Genomic DNA, 17607 nt, shown 5'->3' with positions numbered 1-17607 from the left:
TCGGCGATTAAGATAGGGGCAACGTTGTCACGGTTGAAACATGTTCATGGTTAAACTTACCCAGAAGCGTCAAAGTGTAACACGACTTATCACCCCTGTAGCCCTAGCGTTAGCGCTGGCTGCATGTAGTGCACCGACGTCTACGCCAACGGCGCGTGATGTCATCAGTCAGCCGGCAACGGAGAATTCGACATTTTACCTGTTGCAAGCAGAAACCAGCCAAGGTGAGAAGCAAAACGACTGGTATCTACTGGCGATCAAAGCACTCATCAACGAGCAACAGCTAAACCAAGCCGACGTGCTATTGCAGCGCTTGTCAGAGCGCCAACTCAACACCGAGCAACGTATTGAGTGGACCTTGGCACGTGCGCGGCTTTTCGCACAAACCGGCCAACTCACCCAAGCCGATCAGGTACTGGCGCTTTCTCCCAGCTGGCAGCTTACAGACAGCCAGTATGTGCGTTTTTACCAGCAAAAGGCCAAGATTGCCCGCCAGCAAGACAATGCGCTCGGTGCGGTGAAAAACCAATACCAATTAGCAAATTATGCCAACGCCGATGACGCGCAGCAGGCATGGAATACCTTGTGGCAAGATTTACAGTTACTGAGCCAAAATGAAATCAAACAGCTACAAAACAGCGATGATGACATTCTCGCCGGCTGGATTGCGTTACTTGATATTGCCCGTCGTTACACCGGCGATGTTGCTGAGATGCAAAGCCAGTTGGATGCCTATTTAGCGTCGCACCCCGCGCATCCCGCCAACCAGTATCTCCCAGATAACTTAGCCGACATTCAAGCGTTGACTATCACCCAACCGACCCGTGTTGGCGTGATGTTGCCATTGACTGACAAATTCTCCGAGCAAGGGGATGCGATTCGCGATGGTTTTGTCGAGGCCATGCTGGATGCTGATAGCGAACAACGCCCTGAAGTCCGTTTTTATGACACCAACGCGTTAGACGTTAACACGCTCACCCGGCGGATCACTGATGACGGCGTCGATTTTGTCGTCGGGCCTTTGCAAAAACACAAGGTAGCCGCCGTCAGCAACGCCATTGCCGGACAAGTGCCTTTGTTGGCACTGAATGAACCCACGGATGATCACTACCAGCAAGGCGTATGCTATTTTACCTTGTCGCCTGAACAAGAGGCAGCGCAAGCGGCCGATCGCTTGCACCAACAAGGGTACCAATTCCCGTTGGTGCTCTATCCTGACTCTGCCTTTGGACAGCGAATGCGCGACGCCTTTTCTACGCGTTGGCAATCACTGACCGACACCGAGGTAGAACAAGCACCGCTGGGTGATCGCGATAAAATGCAAGCGCGCATCCGTGATATTTTCGGCTTGGACGCCAGCCAACGCCGAATCGCTCAAATGAAGCAACTCACCGACTTGCCGTTGCAATCACAAGCGCGTAGCCGTCGGGATATTGATGCGGTTTATATGGTCGCCGGTGCCGCCGAGCTGACCTTGCTCAAACCCTTTATCGAAGTGGCCATTAATCCGGATGTGCAGCCACCCAAGCTGTACGCCAGCTCACGCAGTAACAATCGCGCAGACGGCATGGGGCAATTAGCCGAGCTGCAGGGCATCGAGTTTAGTGATATTCCGCTGCTGATTAGCCCCCAAAGCGCAGCGTATCAACAATACCAGCAGCGCCATCCATCGCCGAGCAATAACACCACGCGTTTACACGCGCTTGGAATGGATGCATACGGCCTGCTGAAAGGGTTACCGCAAATGCAGGCACAACCTGGCTACCAATTGAGTGGCCAAACAGGCCAATTATCACTGGCGGAACACTGTGTTATTCATCGGCAGCTGGACTGGGCGCGATTTGGCAAAACAGACATCGAGCCGATTACCACTCAAACCAAGCAGGATGCGCAGTGATACGTCCTCAGCCTAGAGCGAAAGGACAAGCTTACGAGGCACACGCTTGCCAGTACCTCGTGCGACACGGGCTCCGCGTTTTAGATAAAAACGCGCACAGTCGCCGCGGGGAAATCGACCTGGTGATGCAAGACGGCACCTGCTTGGTGTTCGTCGAAGTCCGTTTTCGCCAAGGGCGCGGATTTGGCGGCGCAGCGGCCAGTATTACCGCCGCTAAGCAAAAGCGTTTAATTCTCGCGGCAGAACGCTGGATGCAGTGCCACGGGGTAAAAAGTACACAAACAGAATTTCGCTTTGACGCCGTCACCTTTGATGGCAGTGTTGAGGCGGTCAACTGGATTAAAAACATTGTTCAAGGGTAAGTCATGCTAGAGAGCATCAAAGAGAGCTTTACCGAAAGTATTCAAACCCAGATAGCTGCCGCTGAGGCAATTCCTGAGTACCTGTCACAATCGGCTCAGGTGATGGTACAAAGCCTGCTTAATGGCAATAAAATCCTGTGTTGTGGTAACGGTGGCTCAGCCGCCAATGCCCAGCATTTCGCGTCTTGCTTGCTTAATCGCTTTGAAACCGAGCGCCCCAGCCTGCCAGCGTTAGCACTGACCACAGACACCACCACCTTAACGGCGGTGGCCAATGACTATAGCCATGATGAAGTGTTTTCTAAGCAAGTACGTGCCTTGGGGCAAGCTGGCGATATCTTGCTGGCGATTTCCACCAGTGGTAACAGCAAAGACATCATCAAAGCCATGGAAGCGGCGGTGACCCGTGATATGACCATTATTGCGATGACCGGCAAAGACGGTGGCGAAATGGCCGGGTTGCTCGGGCAGCGTGATGTCGAGATCCGCATTCCATCACAACGTACCGCACGGATCCAAGAAGGGCACTTACTCACCGTACACTGCTTGTGCGACCTTATTGATCAGGTGCTCTTCCCTTCTCACGGAGAATAAACTATGCGCCTGATAATCACCTTGATGTTTGCGCTTGCCTTGCAAGCATGCTCTACCGTGTACTCCTCCGACCCACGCACCACCGGCGAGGAGTGGCAAGACACACAAATTGGCCTAAACACCGCTGGGATTGTTAATAAACCGCCGTTTAGAAACAAAATTCGTGCGAAAGCGGCCGCTTTTCAAGGGCAAGCACTGTTAGTGGGGCAAAGCACCGACCCGGCCCTGACCGAGCAATTGGTTGAGCGCATTCGCGCATTGGACAATGTCGACGTCGTCTATAACGAAGTGCGCGACGCGCCGATGATTGGCCTTGCCGATATCAGCACCGATGGCTGGCTCACAACCCGCGTCAAAGCCGCTTTTGTAGCTGACGATCAATTGCGTTCGGTCAACATCAAGGTGATCACTGAAGCCAGAGAAGTGTTTTTAATGGGTGCCGTCACCCAAGCGCAGGCAGACAAAGCGGTAGATATCGCCCGCAATGTCCGTGGTGTCGAGCGCGTAATCAAAGCCTTCCAGTATGTAGGTGACGACAACTCATCACAGTGACACACCTAACGCTCACGACAAGCGACTCACCTATAAGCCGACCTCTGTGGTCGGCTTTTTGACGTCGGTACGTATTCGTCTGCTTCACCATCCGCGTTTCCCCACACTTTATCTTGTCTTTGGCAATCGCATTGCTTTCTCTTTACCCTTTTCTTTCTTTTTGATCTTCACGAAAAAACATAATCGCAACATCTATCTCTTGATCACATACAAAATAGAAAAAAACACTCATGATAATGGTTTTTATTAGTTTTTTTATTAGTGAATACTATTTGTGCCTGATATAGTCTCACCACAAACAAATGATAACTATTTGCATAGGAGTATGACATGCATTTACGTTTAAATCCGCTTACCCTCGCGCTCGTCACCGCGGGCACCCTTAGCCTCCCCGCACATGCCCAAGAGACACAACCTGTCGAAACGGTGACCGTCACCGCCGATAGCCTGCAAGGCAATATGGCGGTCAGCGCTGAGGAGCTTGAAGCCCGTCAGGCGCAAGATCTGGAAGACATGTTCCGAGACAACGCCAGCATCAATGTCGGTGGTGGCGTCGGTGCCGGACAGAAAGTCTATCTGCGCGGGGTGGAAGATACTAATCTCAACATCACCGTCGACGGTGCCGCACAAGGGGGTTACCTATTCCACCACCAAGGCCGTTTAAATATTGAACCCGAGCTTCTCAAGCGAGTCGGGGTCGAGTCAGGCCCCGCCAGTGCCGACAGCGGGCCTGGTGCGCTGGGCGGCAGTGTGCGCTTTGAAACCAAAGACGCACAAGACATGCTACGTCCCGGCCAAACCATCGGGGCCCGCCTCGCAGGCGGCCTTGAAAGCGCAGCCAATGCCACCTCTGGCAGCTCTGCCGTCTATGGCCGCTTAGGTGAATCCTTGGGGATTCTTGCCTACATGAAAGGCCGCAATAGTGATGACTATCGTCACGGCGGCGGAGATCTGCAGCCAGCCACAGCGAGCCAACAACGTAGTTATCTGCTGAAGTTGTCACTGCTCAATCACGGCGATCACGATGTCCGTGTCAGTGCCGAGCGTCGTACCGATCAGGGCGATTACTTTGTCCGTGCTCATATGCCCTACTTCAGCCGTCAGTCACGCAGCTATCAAGAAACCGAGCGCGAAACCTTATCGTTCCAACACCGCTGGGCGCCGGATTCCGACTGGATTGAATTGACCACCAAACTATACCAAAACACCTTAGATCTGGATCGGATTGAAAGCGAAACCTTTAGCCGTGCCCGGAATATCGGCGGCGATATTCGTAACCAGATGCGCTTTGAGACTGGCGTGGTGCAACATGCGCTCACCACGGGCATCGATATGTTCGAGCAAAAAACCGAAAATATCGATTACGATGAAGCCAGCGGTGCCAACAACCAAGATAAAGCACGTAATATCGGCCTGTTTTTACAAGATAGAATGACAGTCGGTGATCTTGGCATTGCATGGGGCGCACGCTTTGATGATTACCACACCGACTATGGCCAAGCCGGCGAAGTCGATGGCAGTGAGATATCTCCTAACTTGCAGCTGAGCTATCAAGCCACTGACAATCTGCGCCTGCATGCCGGCTACGGCGAAGCCGTGCGCGGTGCCAAAACGCGGGAAGTATTGTTGATTGGCGGTGACGTTGAGGTAGAAAAAGGCTTAAAACCCGAACAGGCTAAACAAGCAGAAATCGGTGTTGAGTGGCAAGGCTATGGCATGTTGACCAAGCAAGACACCCTGAATCTAGCGGTCACCGGTTTTAATACCCGAATAGAAAACTTCCAGGCGTATGATCGCCGCAGTGACCCGCACTACCTTTACAACCTCGAGGATGAGGTCACTAGCCAAGGCATCGAGGCGCGCCTGGGTTGGGCGATCAATCAGTTCGATACGCAGCTTAGCTATAGCCATGTCGACATGGAAGATGAAAACGGCGATCCTCTAGGCGACGAAATGGCAATCGGCGCGTCAGTCGGTGATACTTGGGTGTGGGATACGCAATATCAGCTGGTCGATACGGACGTCAGCTTAGGTTATACCCTGACAGGCGTTGAGCGCTTGACCGATGTGCAAGACGGCGATCACGAGAAGCCTGGCTATGTAGTGCATGATGTACGCGCGCAGTGGCAGCCAGCGGCCTACCAAGGGCTGACGGTTTCATTAGCGGTCAACAACCTACTCGACAAGGAATACAGCGAGCACAGCTCGTTCACCTTAAGCAGCGGCAGCAGCATGCCTGAGCCAGGGCGTGACCTACGTTTAGGCATGAGCTATCGTTTCTAAGCATTGACTCTCCAATCCGTGATACACAAAGGGCCGACAGCATGTCGGCCCTTTTTTGATCCTTTTCTAGCACTCGCTATTCAAGCGACAGTTTGCACCTAACGAGTTACAACTTACGCCGGAGCAGCAGCAAGGTGATCACTAAGAAAATCACACTTGGGGTAATGGCACCAACCGCTGGTGGTAATTTGTATACTAAGCTCATTGGCCCAAAGACTTCATTGGCAATGTAAAAGCCAAAGCCAAAGATCACCCCCGACAATACGCGCGCTCCCATGGTGACGCTCCGCAGTGGGCCAAACACAAAACTGAGCGCCAGCAACATCATGACCGCAATCGACAAGGGCTGGACCGCTTTACGCCATAACGCAAGCTCATAGCGAGAGGCATCCTGCTGCGAGGCTTTCAGATAGGTGACGTAACTGTACAAGCCCGATAAAGATAACTCCTCGGGTTTCACCGTTACGACCGCCAGTTTGTCGGGCGTGAGGGTGGTTTTCCATACCAATTGATCTTGCGTCACATTCGAAATCGCTTCGCGCTTTTGCATCCGGGTAATGGTGACGTCTTTGAGCATCCAACTGTCTTGATTGAGGTAGTCAGCGCTTTCGGCAAACACCACATTGGTCATGTTTTGCTGATCGTCAAACTTCCAGATACTCACCCCAGTCAGGTTGTCTTGCTCATCGGCGCGAGCAATATAGATAAAGTCATTGCCGTCTTTCGCCCATACGCCGCGCCTCACCGACATCACATTGCCGCCTGATTTAGCAATAGCACGCAACTCACGCGCCGCTTTTTGCGCATCAGGCGCGCCCCATTGACCCAGCACCATCACGATGAGCATCAAGGGAATCGCGGTTTTGAGCACCGACATACCGATTTGCAGCTTAGAAATGCCCGCCGCCTGCATCACCACCAGCTCGGAGCTGGATGCCAGCATCCCTAAACCAATCAAGGCACCCAGCAATACCGCCATTGGGAAAAACATTTCAATGTCACGGGGGACACTCAATACCACGTATAAAATGGCTTTACCCATGGTGTAGGTGCCATCACCCACCGAGCGCAGCTGCTCCACAAATTTGATGATCGCTGACAACCCCACCAAGGTCGCTAAGCACAAAGACGAGGTGCCAATCAGCGTGCGACCGATATACCAATCAAGAATGCGAAACATCAGGCAGATCCTTTTAAGCTAGCTTTGAGTTTTCGCACCGGTAGCGAATCCCAACCGGCAAGCACCACAGCCAATAACAAGGCAGCGATATTGACACTCCAAAGCCCAATTTGAGCGGGGAGATCGCCATCTTCAACCGCGGATTTGGCGGCACTGATTGACAAAAAGTACGCTAGATAAATCAAAATAGCGGGGAATAGCTTAGCAAACCGCCCTTGGCGTGGATTCACCGCCGACAATGGCACCACAATCATGGTCATCAAAGGAATACACAATACCAAGGAGATACGCCACTGCAGTTCGGCGCGCGCTTTCAAGCTCGACTCGCCAAACAATTGCAGCGTTGGCACCGCATCCCAATCGCGGCTTTTCTCGCGCACTTCGCGTTGACCAATCAACACCTGATAGTTCTCGTAGGTGGTCACGCCATAATTAAGCTGGGTCGGCAGCCCCTCTGTGCGAGTGCCATCGACCAAGTCTAGTACTTGGCGGCCATCGGTTAACTCTGAGACATAGCCTTTATCCGCCACCACCACATTGGGCAACAAGGAGTCACGCGGCACTGGCTGGGCAACAAATACCTGATTGAGGGTTTGGCCATCATCTTCAATATTATCGACAAAAATGACCGCCTCACCGGAAGGGGCGCTTTGAAATTGGCCTTGCACCAGCAGCTCCAGCCCTGATTTGGCTTCCAGCTGCTCCATGACTTCTAACTCTTGGTTATTGGCCCACGGTGTTAGCCAGAGTGCATTGAAAGCGGCCACCGAGCCGGTAATGATCGCCAAATAAAGCGCCGCGCGGATCAGAAATTCATTGCCGATCCCGGTGGCGTTCATCACGGTGATCTCACTCTCGGCATATAAGCGGCCAAAAGTGATCAAGATCCCGATATACAAACTGAGGGGCAACATCAACATCGCCATCGACGGCATGTATAAACCCACTAAGGTAATAATTTGATCACTCGGGATCGATCCCTCCGTGGCATTGGCCAGCACACGGATGAACTTTTGGCTGAAAAAGACCAGAAATAACACAAATAAGACTGCAACTTGTGTCTTAACCGTCTCCCGGATCAAATATCGAACAATTATCAAAGCGAAGGCACCTATGGAAAACTTGTTTTTTTACTCAAATAACTATAGTTTCTGGTTTAATTAGTTGTTTTCTAATCTTTCGGCCATTTGTTGACCGCCGGCTGATCCGGGCGCATGAAGAGCGTTCAACAACATAGAGGCGGCATTATCCAACATTTGGTCTCAATTGTCTTTAGGATCTAGGAGTACAAATGGAGTTCAGTGTAAAGAGCGGTAGCCCCGAAAAGCAACGCAGTGCCTGTATTGTCGTCGGTGTGTTTGAGCCTCGCCGCCTCTCCCCTGTGGCCGAGCAGCTTGATAAAATCAGCGATGGTTACATCAGCGCCTTGTTGCGCCGCGGTGATCTGGAAGGTAAACCCGGCCAGGTGCTCCTGCTGCACCATGTCCCGAATGTCCTATCAGAGCGCGTACTGTTGGTCGGCTGCGGTAAAGAACGTGAGCTGGGCGAGCGTCAGTATAAAGAAATCATTAAAAAAACCATCAACACCCTGAACGAAACCGGGTCGATGGAAGCGGTCTGCTTCTTAACCGAACTGCACGTTAAAGGGCGCGACACCTACTGGAAAGTCCGCCAAGCGGTTGAGAGCACCAAAGATAGCCTGTACACCTTTAACCAATTCAAAAGCGTTAAGCCAGAAATTCGCCGCCCACTGCGCAAAATGGTGTTCAACGTGCCAACACGTCGTGAACTGAACCTGGGTGAGCGCGCTATCGCGCACGGCTTGGCGGTTGCCTCAGGTGTTAACGCCTGTAAAGACTTGGGTAACATGCCACCGAACGTGGCCAACCCGGCGTACCTTGCCTCGCAAGCGCGTCGCCTTGCCGACGACTATGAAACGGTCACAACCCGTATCATCGGCGAGCAAGAAATGGAAAAGCTGGGCATGCATTCTTACTTGGCGGTTGGCCGAGGCTCAAAAAATGAGTCGATGATGTCAATCATGGAGTACAAGAACAACCCAGACCCAGACGCCAAACCGATTGTATTGGTGGGTAAAGGCCTAACCTTTGACTCGGGCGGCATTTCTATCAAGCCTGGCGCCAACATGGACGAAATGAAGTACGACATGGGTGGCGCTGCCTCGGTCTTTGGAGTGATGCGCGCGCTGGCCGAGCTCAACTTACCAATTAACGTTATCGGGGTGCTGGCTGGCTGTGAAAATATGCCAGACGGTCAAGCGTATCGTCCGGGTGACATCCTCACCACCATGTCAGGTCAAACCGTGGAAGTGCTCAACACCGACGCCGAAGGCCGCTTAGTACTGTGTGACGCCCTCACCTATGTTGAGCGTTATGAGCCAGAATGTGTGATTGATGTCGCCACCTTAACCGGGGCGTGCATCATGGCCTTGAGCCATCACATTAGTGCCTTGATTGCCAACCAAAACCCACTGGCGCACGATATCATCAATGCTTCAGAGCAAGCCGGTGACCGTGCGTGGCGTCTGCCAATGACTGACGAGTTCCAAGAGCAGCTCGACAGCCCGTTTGCCGATATGGCCAACATTGGCGGTAAAGGTGGTGGCACCATCACCGCCGGGTGTTTCTTGTCGCGCTTTGCCAAGAAATACAACTGGGCGCACCTGGATATCGCCGGAACCGCTTGGAGAAGTGGCGGAAAAGAAAAAGGCTCGACCGGTCGCCCGGTGCCGTTGTTGGTTCAATTCTTACTGAATCGCTCTGGCCTGGAAGTGGAAGAGTAAGGAGAAGGAGGCCAATCGGCCTCCTTTTTTGTTCAGGCTTTATTCAATACTGGTGTCTGCGCGCGCAATCGACTATGTTGTTGGGCTCGCGCGACCCGGACACCCTGCTTTTGGGACGGAGGCCGTTTCTCATATTTAGGAGCGTATATGCCCACCGCCACCTTTTATTTGCTATCGCCGCCTAATCCAGCCGACGATACCGAACGCCCGGGGCTAACACCCGAACAGCAAGCGCGTGAAAACAAAGACAGTGACACGCAAACGCGTGACACACAAATCATAGTAGCAACCGCTATCGAACTGGCTTTTTACTACTATCAACAAGGGCAACGCATTTACCTGGCCGCGCACGACCAAGCCCAAGCGCATCAACTCGATGATCTGCTGTGGCAACGTGACCCAGATGTATTTTTGCCCCATAACTTGGTCGGTGAAGGGCCGCGAGGCGGCGCACCGGTGGAAATCGGCTGGCCTGGCGTACGTCATACGGGTCATCGCAGTGTGCTAATCAATTTGGCGACAGAGCCATCAAATTTTGCGCCTTCGTTTGCACAAGTGGTAGACTTCGTCCCTTGCGATGAGACGCTCAAACAGCACGCGCGTCACCGATATAAAGCATACCGACTGGCAGGCCTGCAACTTCATACCCTGGCCATCGACCAATCGCCCAAACCTTGACGATCTTTCAAGAGCGCTATGGAAAAGACATATAATCCACAATCAATCGAAAAAGCGCTGTATCAGCGCTGGGAAGAGGCGGGCTATTTCCGACCTCATGGTGATACCAGCAAAGATGCGTTCAGCATCATGATCCCTCCCCCTAACGTGACCGGTAGCCTACATATGGGCCACGCGTTCCAGGATACCATTATGGATACCCTGACGCGTGCCGCACGGATGAAGGGCAACAATACCCTATGGCAAGTGGGAACGGACCACGCCGGTATCGCGACGCAGATGGTCGTGGAGCGCAAGATCGCCGCCGAAGAAGGCAAAACCAAACACGATTACGGTCGTGAGGCCTTTGTTGACAAAATTTGGCAATGGAAAGGCGAATCCGGTGGCACCATTACCCAACAGTTGCGCCGCTTAGGGGCCTCTGTCGACTGGGATCGCGAACGCTTCACCATGGATGAAGGCTTTTCTAATGCGGTGAAAGAAGTGTTTGTTCGCCTGCACCAAGAAGACTTGATTTACCGCGGTAAACGCTTGGTGAACTGGGATCCTAAGCTGCATACGGCGATTTCCGACTTGGAAGTGGAAAACAAGGACAAGAAAGGCCATATGTGGCACTTCCGTTATCCACTCGCCGATGGCGCTCAAACCGCTGAAGGCAAAGGCTACATCGTGGTGGCGACCACCCGTCCAGAAACCATGCTGGGCGATACCGGTGTTGCGGTCAACCCAGAAGACCCGCGCTATAAAGACCTGATTGGCAAGCACGTGATGCTGCCTGTGGTGAATCGTCGCATTCCAATTGTGGGCGATGAGCACGCCGATATGGAAAAAGGCACCGGCTGTGTGAAAATCACCCCCGCGCACGACTTTAACGACTACGAAGTCGGCCAGCGCCACCAGCTACCGATGATCAACATCCTGACCTTGAACGCCGACATTCGCGATCAGGCAGAAGTGTTTGATCATAAAGGTCAGCCAAGCGATGCCTTCGATAGCACCCTGCCAGAAAACTACCAAGGCCTGGAGCGTTTTGCCGCGCGTAAAGCGATCGTCGCCGAATTTGATGCGCTTGGCCTATTGGATGAAATTAAAGATCACGATCTGACCGTGCCGTATGGCGATCGCGGCGGCGTGGTGATTGAGCCAATGCTGACCGACCAGTGGTATGTGCGCACCGCGCCGCTGGCCGAGCCGGCGGTAAAAGCTGTCGAAGACGGCGATATTCAATTTGTCCCTAAGCAGTACGAGAACATGTACTTCGCGTGGATGCGTGATGTGCAAGATTGGTGTATTTCACGCCAGCTTTGGTGGGGCCACCGCATTCCTGCCTGGTACGACGATCAAGGCAATGTCTATGTGGGCCGTGACGAAGACGAAGTACGTCGCGATAACCAGATTGGCGACGATGTGGCACTGCGCCAAGACGAAGACGTGTTGGATACTTGGTTCTCATCCGCACTATGGACCTTCGGCACCCTAGGTTGGCCAGAAAACACCGATGCACTGAAAACCTTCCACCCCACCGATGTGTTGGTGTCAGGTTTTGACATCATCTTCTTCTGGGTGGCACGCATGATCATGATGACCATGCACTTCATCAAAGATGAAAACGGCAAGCCACAAGTGCCGTTTAAGACCATTTACATGACTGGTCTTATCCGCGATGAAAGTGGCGCCAAGATGTCAAAATCCAAGGGTAACGTGCTCGACCCGCTCGATATGATTGACGGCATCAGTGTTGATGATTTGGTTGCCAAACGCACCGGCAACATGATGCAGCCAAAGCTAGCAGAAAAGATTGAAAAGGCGACCCGTAAAACCTTCGAGAATGGTATCGAGGCCCACGGCACCGACGCACTTCGCTTTACCCTCGCGGCACTGGCCTCAACCGGCCGTGACATCAACTGGGACATGAAGCGCCTTGAAGGGTATCGCAACTTCTGTAACAAGCTATGGAACGCCAGCCGTTATGTGCTGATGAACACCGAAGAGCAAGATTGCGGCATGAGCGGCGGCGAGATGCAATTCTCACTGGCCGATCAGTGGATCGAGTCTCAGTTCCAGCAAGCGGCGAAAGACTTCAATACCCATCTCGACAACTATCGCCTCGATATGGCGGCGGGCGTGTTGTATGAGTTTATCTGGCACCAGTTCTGTGACTGGTACTTGGAGCTGACCAAGCCTGTACTGTGGAAAGGTGACGACGCACAGCAACGTGCGACCCGTTACACCCTGATCACCGTCTTGGAAAAAACCTTGCGTCTCGCGCACCCTGTGATCCCCTACATCACGGAAGCGATTTGGCAGAGCGTCAAACCATTGGTTGACGGTGTCGACGGCGATACCATTATGAACCAGCCGTTGCCGCAATTTGATGCCAGCCGTGTTAACGCGCAAGCCTCCGAAGACATTGAGTGGGTGAAGCAGTTTATCGTCAGCATCCGTAACCTGCGCGCAGAATACGACATTGCCCCAAGCCAGCCGCTTGAAGTGATGTTAAAAGCCGCAGATAGCCGTGATGCTGAACGTGCCACCCGCAACCGCACCACCTTGAATGCGCTGGCGAAACTCGGCAGTTTCACCGTGCTTGACGGTAGCGAAACCTTGCCTGCTTGTGCCTCTGCGTTGGTCGGCAGCTCGGAGATCTTGATCCCGATGGCGGGCTTGATTGATAAAGACGCCGAGTTGGCACGTCTGGATAAAGAAATCGCTCGCGTCGAAGGTGAAATCAAGCGTGTTGAAGGCAAGCTCGGTAACGAAAGCTTTGTCGCCAAAGCACCTGAAGCCGTGGTGGCGAAAGAGCGTGAAAAGCTCGATGGTTACCGTGAGAGCCTCACCAAGCTTGGTGAGCAAAAAGCGACGATCGCGGCGCTATAACCCTCCGCTCACTCAGCCTATCAAGCCACACCGCTCGGTGTGGCTTTTTTTATGCCTCCAGCACAAAATTAGCTTGGTCAGTTTCTCAACGAGTGTTATACCCATCACTGATCGCCTTTGATAGCTCTGCTCTATGTAAAAGATAGTGAGAACCATTTTTATTTACCGGCAGTCTCTGTGCATACTGTCAGTATTGATTAAACGCGTGTTGCCAATAAGGAGCTTCACCATGAAGAAGACACTCAGTTTTGCGGCTATCCACTTTTCTATCGCCTTTACCGTCGCCTATGTGCTGACCGGCGATATCATCATTGGCAGCCTGATTGCGATGACCGAACCCACCGTCAATACCGGGGCGTTTTATCTTCATGAAAAACTCTGGCAGCTTAGCCGCCGCGCACGTCCCGCGGTGAAAACCGCCAGCTTTGCGGTCGTGCACTTTAACGTCGCGTTTTTGGTAGGCTATTTAATCAGTGGCGATTGGTTAGTCGGTGGCGCACTGGCGCTGGTTGAGCCAAGCATCAATACCTTGGCGTACTTCTTCCATGAAAAGGTGTGGCAGCGTCGCCATGCTGTAAAACCCGCACCGCCCCACTTGGGGCATCATCATTAAAAAAAGCCACGTTTTCGTGGCTTTATACTCAGTCGTTTAATCGGGTCGCGCGTTACTCGCCCTCAGGACCTTCCTCTTCACTTGACTCGAAGTAAGTGCCCCAGCCGTCGTAATCAATGTTGTGCTTATCGGCTAATGCCACCAGCTTTTCAACTTGCTCATCAATGCGCTCAGCATTCAAGGCCGTTTCCATCACCGCGTCAAAGCAGACGATAGTGCCGCCCTCTTCCAGCTCAAGCTCTTCAGCTTCGGCCACATCAAAGCCCATTTTAAAAGCTTCTACCGCCGCATCTTCCAGCGCTTCAAAGGTATCAGCACACAGGTGATGCTCAATGGTATATAGCGCATCAGGATCACTGCCATCGGCAAGAAGCTCCTCGATGATCATCCGCGTTTCTTGGTGTTGTTGTTCGATAAGTTCAGCCTGTGACATAGACGCGACTCCAGAAAATGAATACGGGCGCAATATGGCACGGTTTGGCAAAAAATGCCACGTTCCATCATAGTGTCATTGATGAGAAAACCGCCAAGTTAATGAATTTTCTGTGACCTTGCTAGTCCGGCGAGATTGTTAGTGATTTGTAACATTGACCTCCCCCGAGAAGGTTGTCATTATTCGAGCATCCAAGGAGGAGATGAGACACGCCCACCCTGTGCAAACGGCCTGCATTCCCACCTAACCGGTGAGCACACCGCCCGTGTGTGCAACACGCTGTTTGTCTCATTACCTGGCCCGTATTAAGGAAAAAGAGGACCTACCATGAGTGAGTTTTACGTTGGATCTGAAGTTGGGCAACTGAAGCGTGTACTGCTTCACCGCCCTGAACGAGCGTTGAACCACCTGACGCCATCTAACTGTCATGAACTGTTGTTTGATGATGTATTGGCGGTGGAACGAGCCGGAGAAGAGCATGACATGTTTGCCCGCACCCTTACCGACCAAGGCGTACACGTTTACCTACTTCACGATTTACTGGTCGAAACCCTGGCCGTGCCGGAGGCCAAACAGTGGCTGCTCGACACCCAGCTCAACCACTACCGCCTCGGTTATCAATTCGCCAGTGATGTACGCGCCTACTTGGCAGACATTGACCACAACACCCTGGCTGACATTCTGCTCGGTGGCTTAAGCTATATCGACTTGCCCGTGCAATCATCCTCAATGATGCAGGCCATGCACGATAAAACCGACTTTGTGATTGAGCCGCTGCCTAACCATCTATTTACTCGCGACACCTCGTGCTGGGTGTATGGTGGCGTATCACTCAACCCCATGGCGAAACCGGCGCGCCAACGTGAAACCAACCATCTGCGCGCGATTTACCGATGGCACCCTGAATTTGCGGGCAGCGCGTTTATTAATTACCTCGGTGATGAAGTGCGTGACTACGACAACGCCATGATTGAAGGCGGCGATGTGCTAGTCATTGGCCGTGGTGCGGTGTTAATTGGCATGTCCGAGCGCACCACCCCACAAGGAGTTGAGCAACTGGCACGTAGCCTGCTGTTTAGTGGCCAAGCCAAAGAAGTGATTGCAGTGCAACTGCCGAAAAACCGCTCGTGCATGCACCTAGATACCGTGATGACCCACATGGACGTGCACACCTTCTCGGTTTACCCCACCGTGATGCGCCCCGACTTGCCATGCTGGCGCCTGACCCGCAAAGGCGAAGACGGCCTTAACGTAGACGCGCAGTCTTGCTACCTCACCGCGATTGAAAAAGCACTCGACGTCGGGCCGTTAAACATCATTACTACCGGCGGCGACAGCTATGCCGCCGAGCGTGAACAATGGAACGATGCCAACAACGTGCTCACGGTCAAACCTGGGGTGGTGATTGGTTATGAAGGCAACACCTACACCAACGAGAAATACGACAAAGCCGGTATCAAGGTGCTGTCCGTCCCCGGCGACCAGCTAGGACGAGGCCGTGGTGGCGCGCGCTGTATGAGCTGTCCGCTCGAGCGCGACGGTATCTAAGGCTCTCCGGTTTAACGTTAGCCGCTGCCTCGCCAGCGGCTTTATTTTACCGTCCACTGTTATGTTTACTGGCAAACTCCCACATTCACGCCCGCCAACCGAACTTTAAGCCGCATCATCACTTCTCCATCATTATCAGGATGTTATTAAAGCTCGGCCGAAGAATCGGTAAAGAGGCCTCATTCTACTATCATACTTTTTGATGAGTGAGCATTTACTCTAGCACTAGAAATAATTAACGTCGCCAAAAGGTGACACGTTTTTTGTGAACGGTACTCTCACCTCGGCGCTTTACACATAGCGTGTTAGGACAGAGACATCGCACTATACAAACGTTAGTCCGCTAACGTCAGTTGCAGTACACAAGAGGACATGCGATGAATAAGAAAATACTGATTTCGCTGCTATTAGTCGGCTTTACCCACACTTTTACCCCCGCTTTTGCCGGCAATGCAGACAACCGAGTGGTCACAGTCAAGCGCGACACCGCCAAACAGCTTAGCCGAGACTATGCGCAAATCGCCCCAACGCTACAGCGCAACATTAATAGTTATGGCTTAAATGCCCCCTTGTCGGCACTGACAAAGCCTGAAGCGCGCAGCTCACGCAGCAAACGCAGCCTGGATACTCAGCTACACAGCGCTGACCGTGCGTTGCGTGAAGCGCAAGGCGTCGAAGACGTCGCCGACCAACTGCTCGAAGTACGCTTAGCCGACCCCAGTATGCTGGCGCGCTGGCAGGCCGGCCAAGCGCCTTTGTTTGCTTTTGAACCGGCAGGCGATGAAAAGACCTGGACCCAAATCGAAGCATTTGATATCGAAGGCAACACCCATTGGCTAGACGTCTATCAAATGCCAGACCGCCCGGTATTGGTGGTGGATACCAATGGTAAAGCGTCTCTTAAAGCCGGTCTGGAAGTGATGCGTCGCACCTTGGCCGAGCAGAACCCTGCCCCACGGATGCGCCGAAGTGCGCGCATGATGGCACAAGAGCCCGCGGAGCCGATTGATACCACGGTGCTAAAAACCATTCGCCTGGAAGACGATCAAGAACCGTGGATATCCGGTGCGGCAGAAGTGTACGCGATTGTGACTGGCGTGAACCCCAGCCGCGACGAACCGACGCTCGATATTGTCGATATGCCTTATTTGGATTATGACCAAACTACCTATCACCCCAACCAGGTGATGATCCACTGGGAGCGTTATCGCTGGGGCGCGGCGGACGTGATCTTGATGGAGCAAGACGACGGCACCAACTACAAAGAATTGGCCTTAAAGCTTAACGAGGTAGCGAGCGACATCATTGCCGCGATCCCGGACCTTGAAGTGCAAGCTTACGGTGTGATCACCAAAATCACCGGTAAGATCATCGAAGCCATCCCTGACGGCTGGCTGACCAACGATGATGACTTTGTCGATGTCTACTACACCCTACTCAAAGGCCGCGAATACCGCGACCACCCCAGCGCCGGCGGCAACACCATCGCCACCTGGGAGCCACTGACCATCGAACCGACAAAGTAATGGTGGACTGGAGATAGAAAGCCAAAACGCAGCCGTGGGGCTGCGTTTTTTCACTGTGACTTTACTGCCCTGGATCTCTATTACTCGTTCCCACGCTCCTGCGTGGGAATGCATACGAGACTTGAACCATGAACTGAAATCGTTACAAAATCTTCAAGCCGAATTTGTCGAGTTTGGTTGCCCAAATTCTGCTGAACGGATCCCTGTCCTCACACGCTCTAACACCGTGACCAATCTTAGTTGGCCACTACAGTTTGCGCC

General features: G+C 52.8%; 14 protein-coding genes. 11 read left to right on the top strand and 3 right to left on the bottom strand.

The features are described 5' to 3' along the window. Positions 1–46: 46 nt before the first annotated feature. The 5 genes from FCN78_RS02060 (at position 47) to FCN78_RS02040 (ending at position 5688) form a co-directional block, all read left to right on the top strand. A complete protein-coding gene (locus tag FCN78_RS02060) occupies positions 47–1897 on the top strand; it encodes a penicillin-binding protein activator (RefSeq protein ID WP_158014691.1) in 1851 nt (616 codons plus the stop codon). Then, positions 1894–2259, top strand: coding sequence for a YraN family protein (locus FCN78_RS02055; protein WP_077649241.1), 366 nt, complete (start codon positions 1894–1896; stop codon positions 2257–2259). Before FCN78_RS02060 ends, FCN78_RS02055 begins: the two co-directional genes overlap by 4 nt. Before the next feature lie 3 nt (positions 2260–2262). Beyond that, a complete protein-coding gene (locus tag FCN78_RS02050; RefSeq protein ID WP_046073955.1) occupies positions 2263–2853 on the top strand; it encodes a phosphoheptose isomerase in 591 nt (196 codons plus the stop codon). Positions 2854–2856: 3 nt separating this feature from the next. Next, positions 2857–3405, top strand: a complete 549-nt coding sequence (locus tag FCN78_RS02045; protein ID WP_077520903.1) for a BON domain-containing protein — start codon at positions 2857–2859, stop codon at positions 3403–3405. Between the two features lie 330 nt (positions 3406–3735). After that, positions 3736–5688, top strand: a complete 1953-nt coding sequence (locus tag FCN78_RS02040) for a TonB-dependent receptor domain-containing protein (protein ID WP_077659053.1) — start codon at positions 3736–3738, stop codon at positions 5686–5688. A 106-nt stretch (positions 5689–5794) separates the two neighbouring features. Here FCN78_RS02040 and lptG read toward each other — a convergent pair whose 3' ends face one another. Both lptG and lptF read right to left on the bottom strand, forming a co-directional pair. Next, positions 5795–6868, bottom strand: coding sequence for an LPS export ABC transporter permease LptG (gene lptG / locus FCN78_RS02035; protein ID WP_069363339.1), 1074 nt, complete (start codon positions 6866–6868; stop codon positions 5795–5797). After that, the gene (gene lptF, locus FCN78_RS02030; RefSeq protein ID WP_069363338.1) at positions 6868–7968 is read right to left on the bottom strand and encodes an LPS export ABC transporter permease LptF; all 1101 of its coding nucleotides are present in this window, start codon (positions 7966–7968) and stop codon (positions 6868–6870) included. The genes lptG and lptF overlap by 1 nt, the downstream gene beginning before the upstream one ends. A 191-nt stretch (positions 7969–8159) precedes the next feature. Between lptF and pepA the strand changes: the two genes are divergently transcribed. The 4 genes from pepA (at position 8160) to FCN78_RS02010 (ending at position 13839) form a co-directional block, all read left to right on the top strand. Further along, positions 8160–9671 carry a leucyl aminopeptidase gene (gene pepA / locus FCN78_RS02025; protein WP_077520909.1) on the top strand — a complete coding sequence of 504 codons (1512 nt, stop codon included), beginning with the start codon at positions 8160–8162 and terminating at the stop codon, positions 9669–9671. A gap of 147 nt (positions 9672–9818) precedes the next feature. Continuing rightward, a complete protein-coding gene (locus tag FCN78_RS02020) occupies positions 9819–10349 on the top strand; it encodes a DNA polymerase III subunit chi (protein WP_077649244.1) in 531 nt (176 codons plus the stop codon). Positions 10350–10367: 18 nt separating this feature from the next. Further along, positions 10368–13226 (top strand): valine--tRNA ligase, encoded by a 2859-nt coding sequence (locus tag FCN78_RS02015; protein WP_077659052.1) that lies wholly within the window; start codon positions 10368–10370, stop codon positions 13224–13226. 229 nt (positions 13227–13455) lie between these two features. Then, on the top strand, positions 13456–13839 hold the full coding sequence (locus FCN78_RS02010; protein ID WP_077456443.1) for a DUF2061 domain-containing protein: 384 nt from the start codon (positions 13456–13458) through the stop codon (positions 13837–13839). 52 nt (positions 13840–13891) lie between these two features. Here the strand turns inward: FCN78_RS02010 and rraB are convergent, their stop codons facing one another. Then, the gene (rraB, locus tag FCN78_RS02005) at positions 13892–14272 is read right to left on the bottom strand and encodes a ribonuclease E inhibitor RraB (RefSeq protein WP_077659051.1); all 381 of its coding nucleotides are present in this window, start codon (positions 14270–14272) and stop codon (positions 13892–13894) included. Positions 14273–14599: 327 nt separating this feature from the next. On the opposite strand from rraB, the gene arcA reads away from it, so the two are divergent. Both arcA and FCN78_RS01995 read left to right on the top strand, forming a co-directional pair. Then, positions 14600–15820, top strand: a complete 1221-nt coding sequence (gene arcA, locus FCN78_RS02000; RefSeq protein WP_077659050.1) for an arginine deiminase — start codon at positions 14600–14602, stop codon at positions 15818–15820. A 377-nt stretch (positions 15821–16197) separates the two neighbouring features. Further along, a complete protein-coding gene (locus FCN78_RS01995) occupies positions 16198–17346 on the top strand; it encodes a DUF3103 family protein (RefSeq protein WP_077649247.1) in 1149 nt (382 codons plus the stop codon). Positions 17347–17607: the final 261 nt, after the last annotated feature.

The sequence above is a fragment of the Salinivibrio kushneri genome, from assembly GCF_005280275.1.
Taxonomy (GTDB): Bacteria; Pseudomonadota; Gammaproteobacteria; order Enterobacterales; family Vibrionaceae; genus Salinivibrio; species Salinivibrio kushneri.
This window is presented reverse-complemented; position numbering and strand designations above follow the sequence as displayed.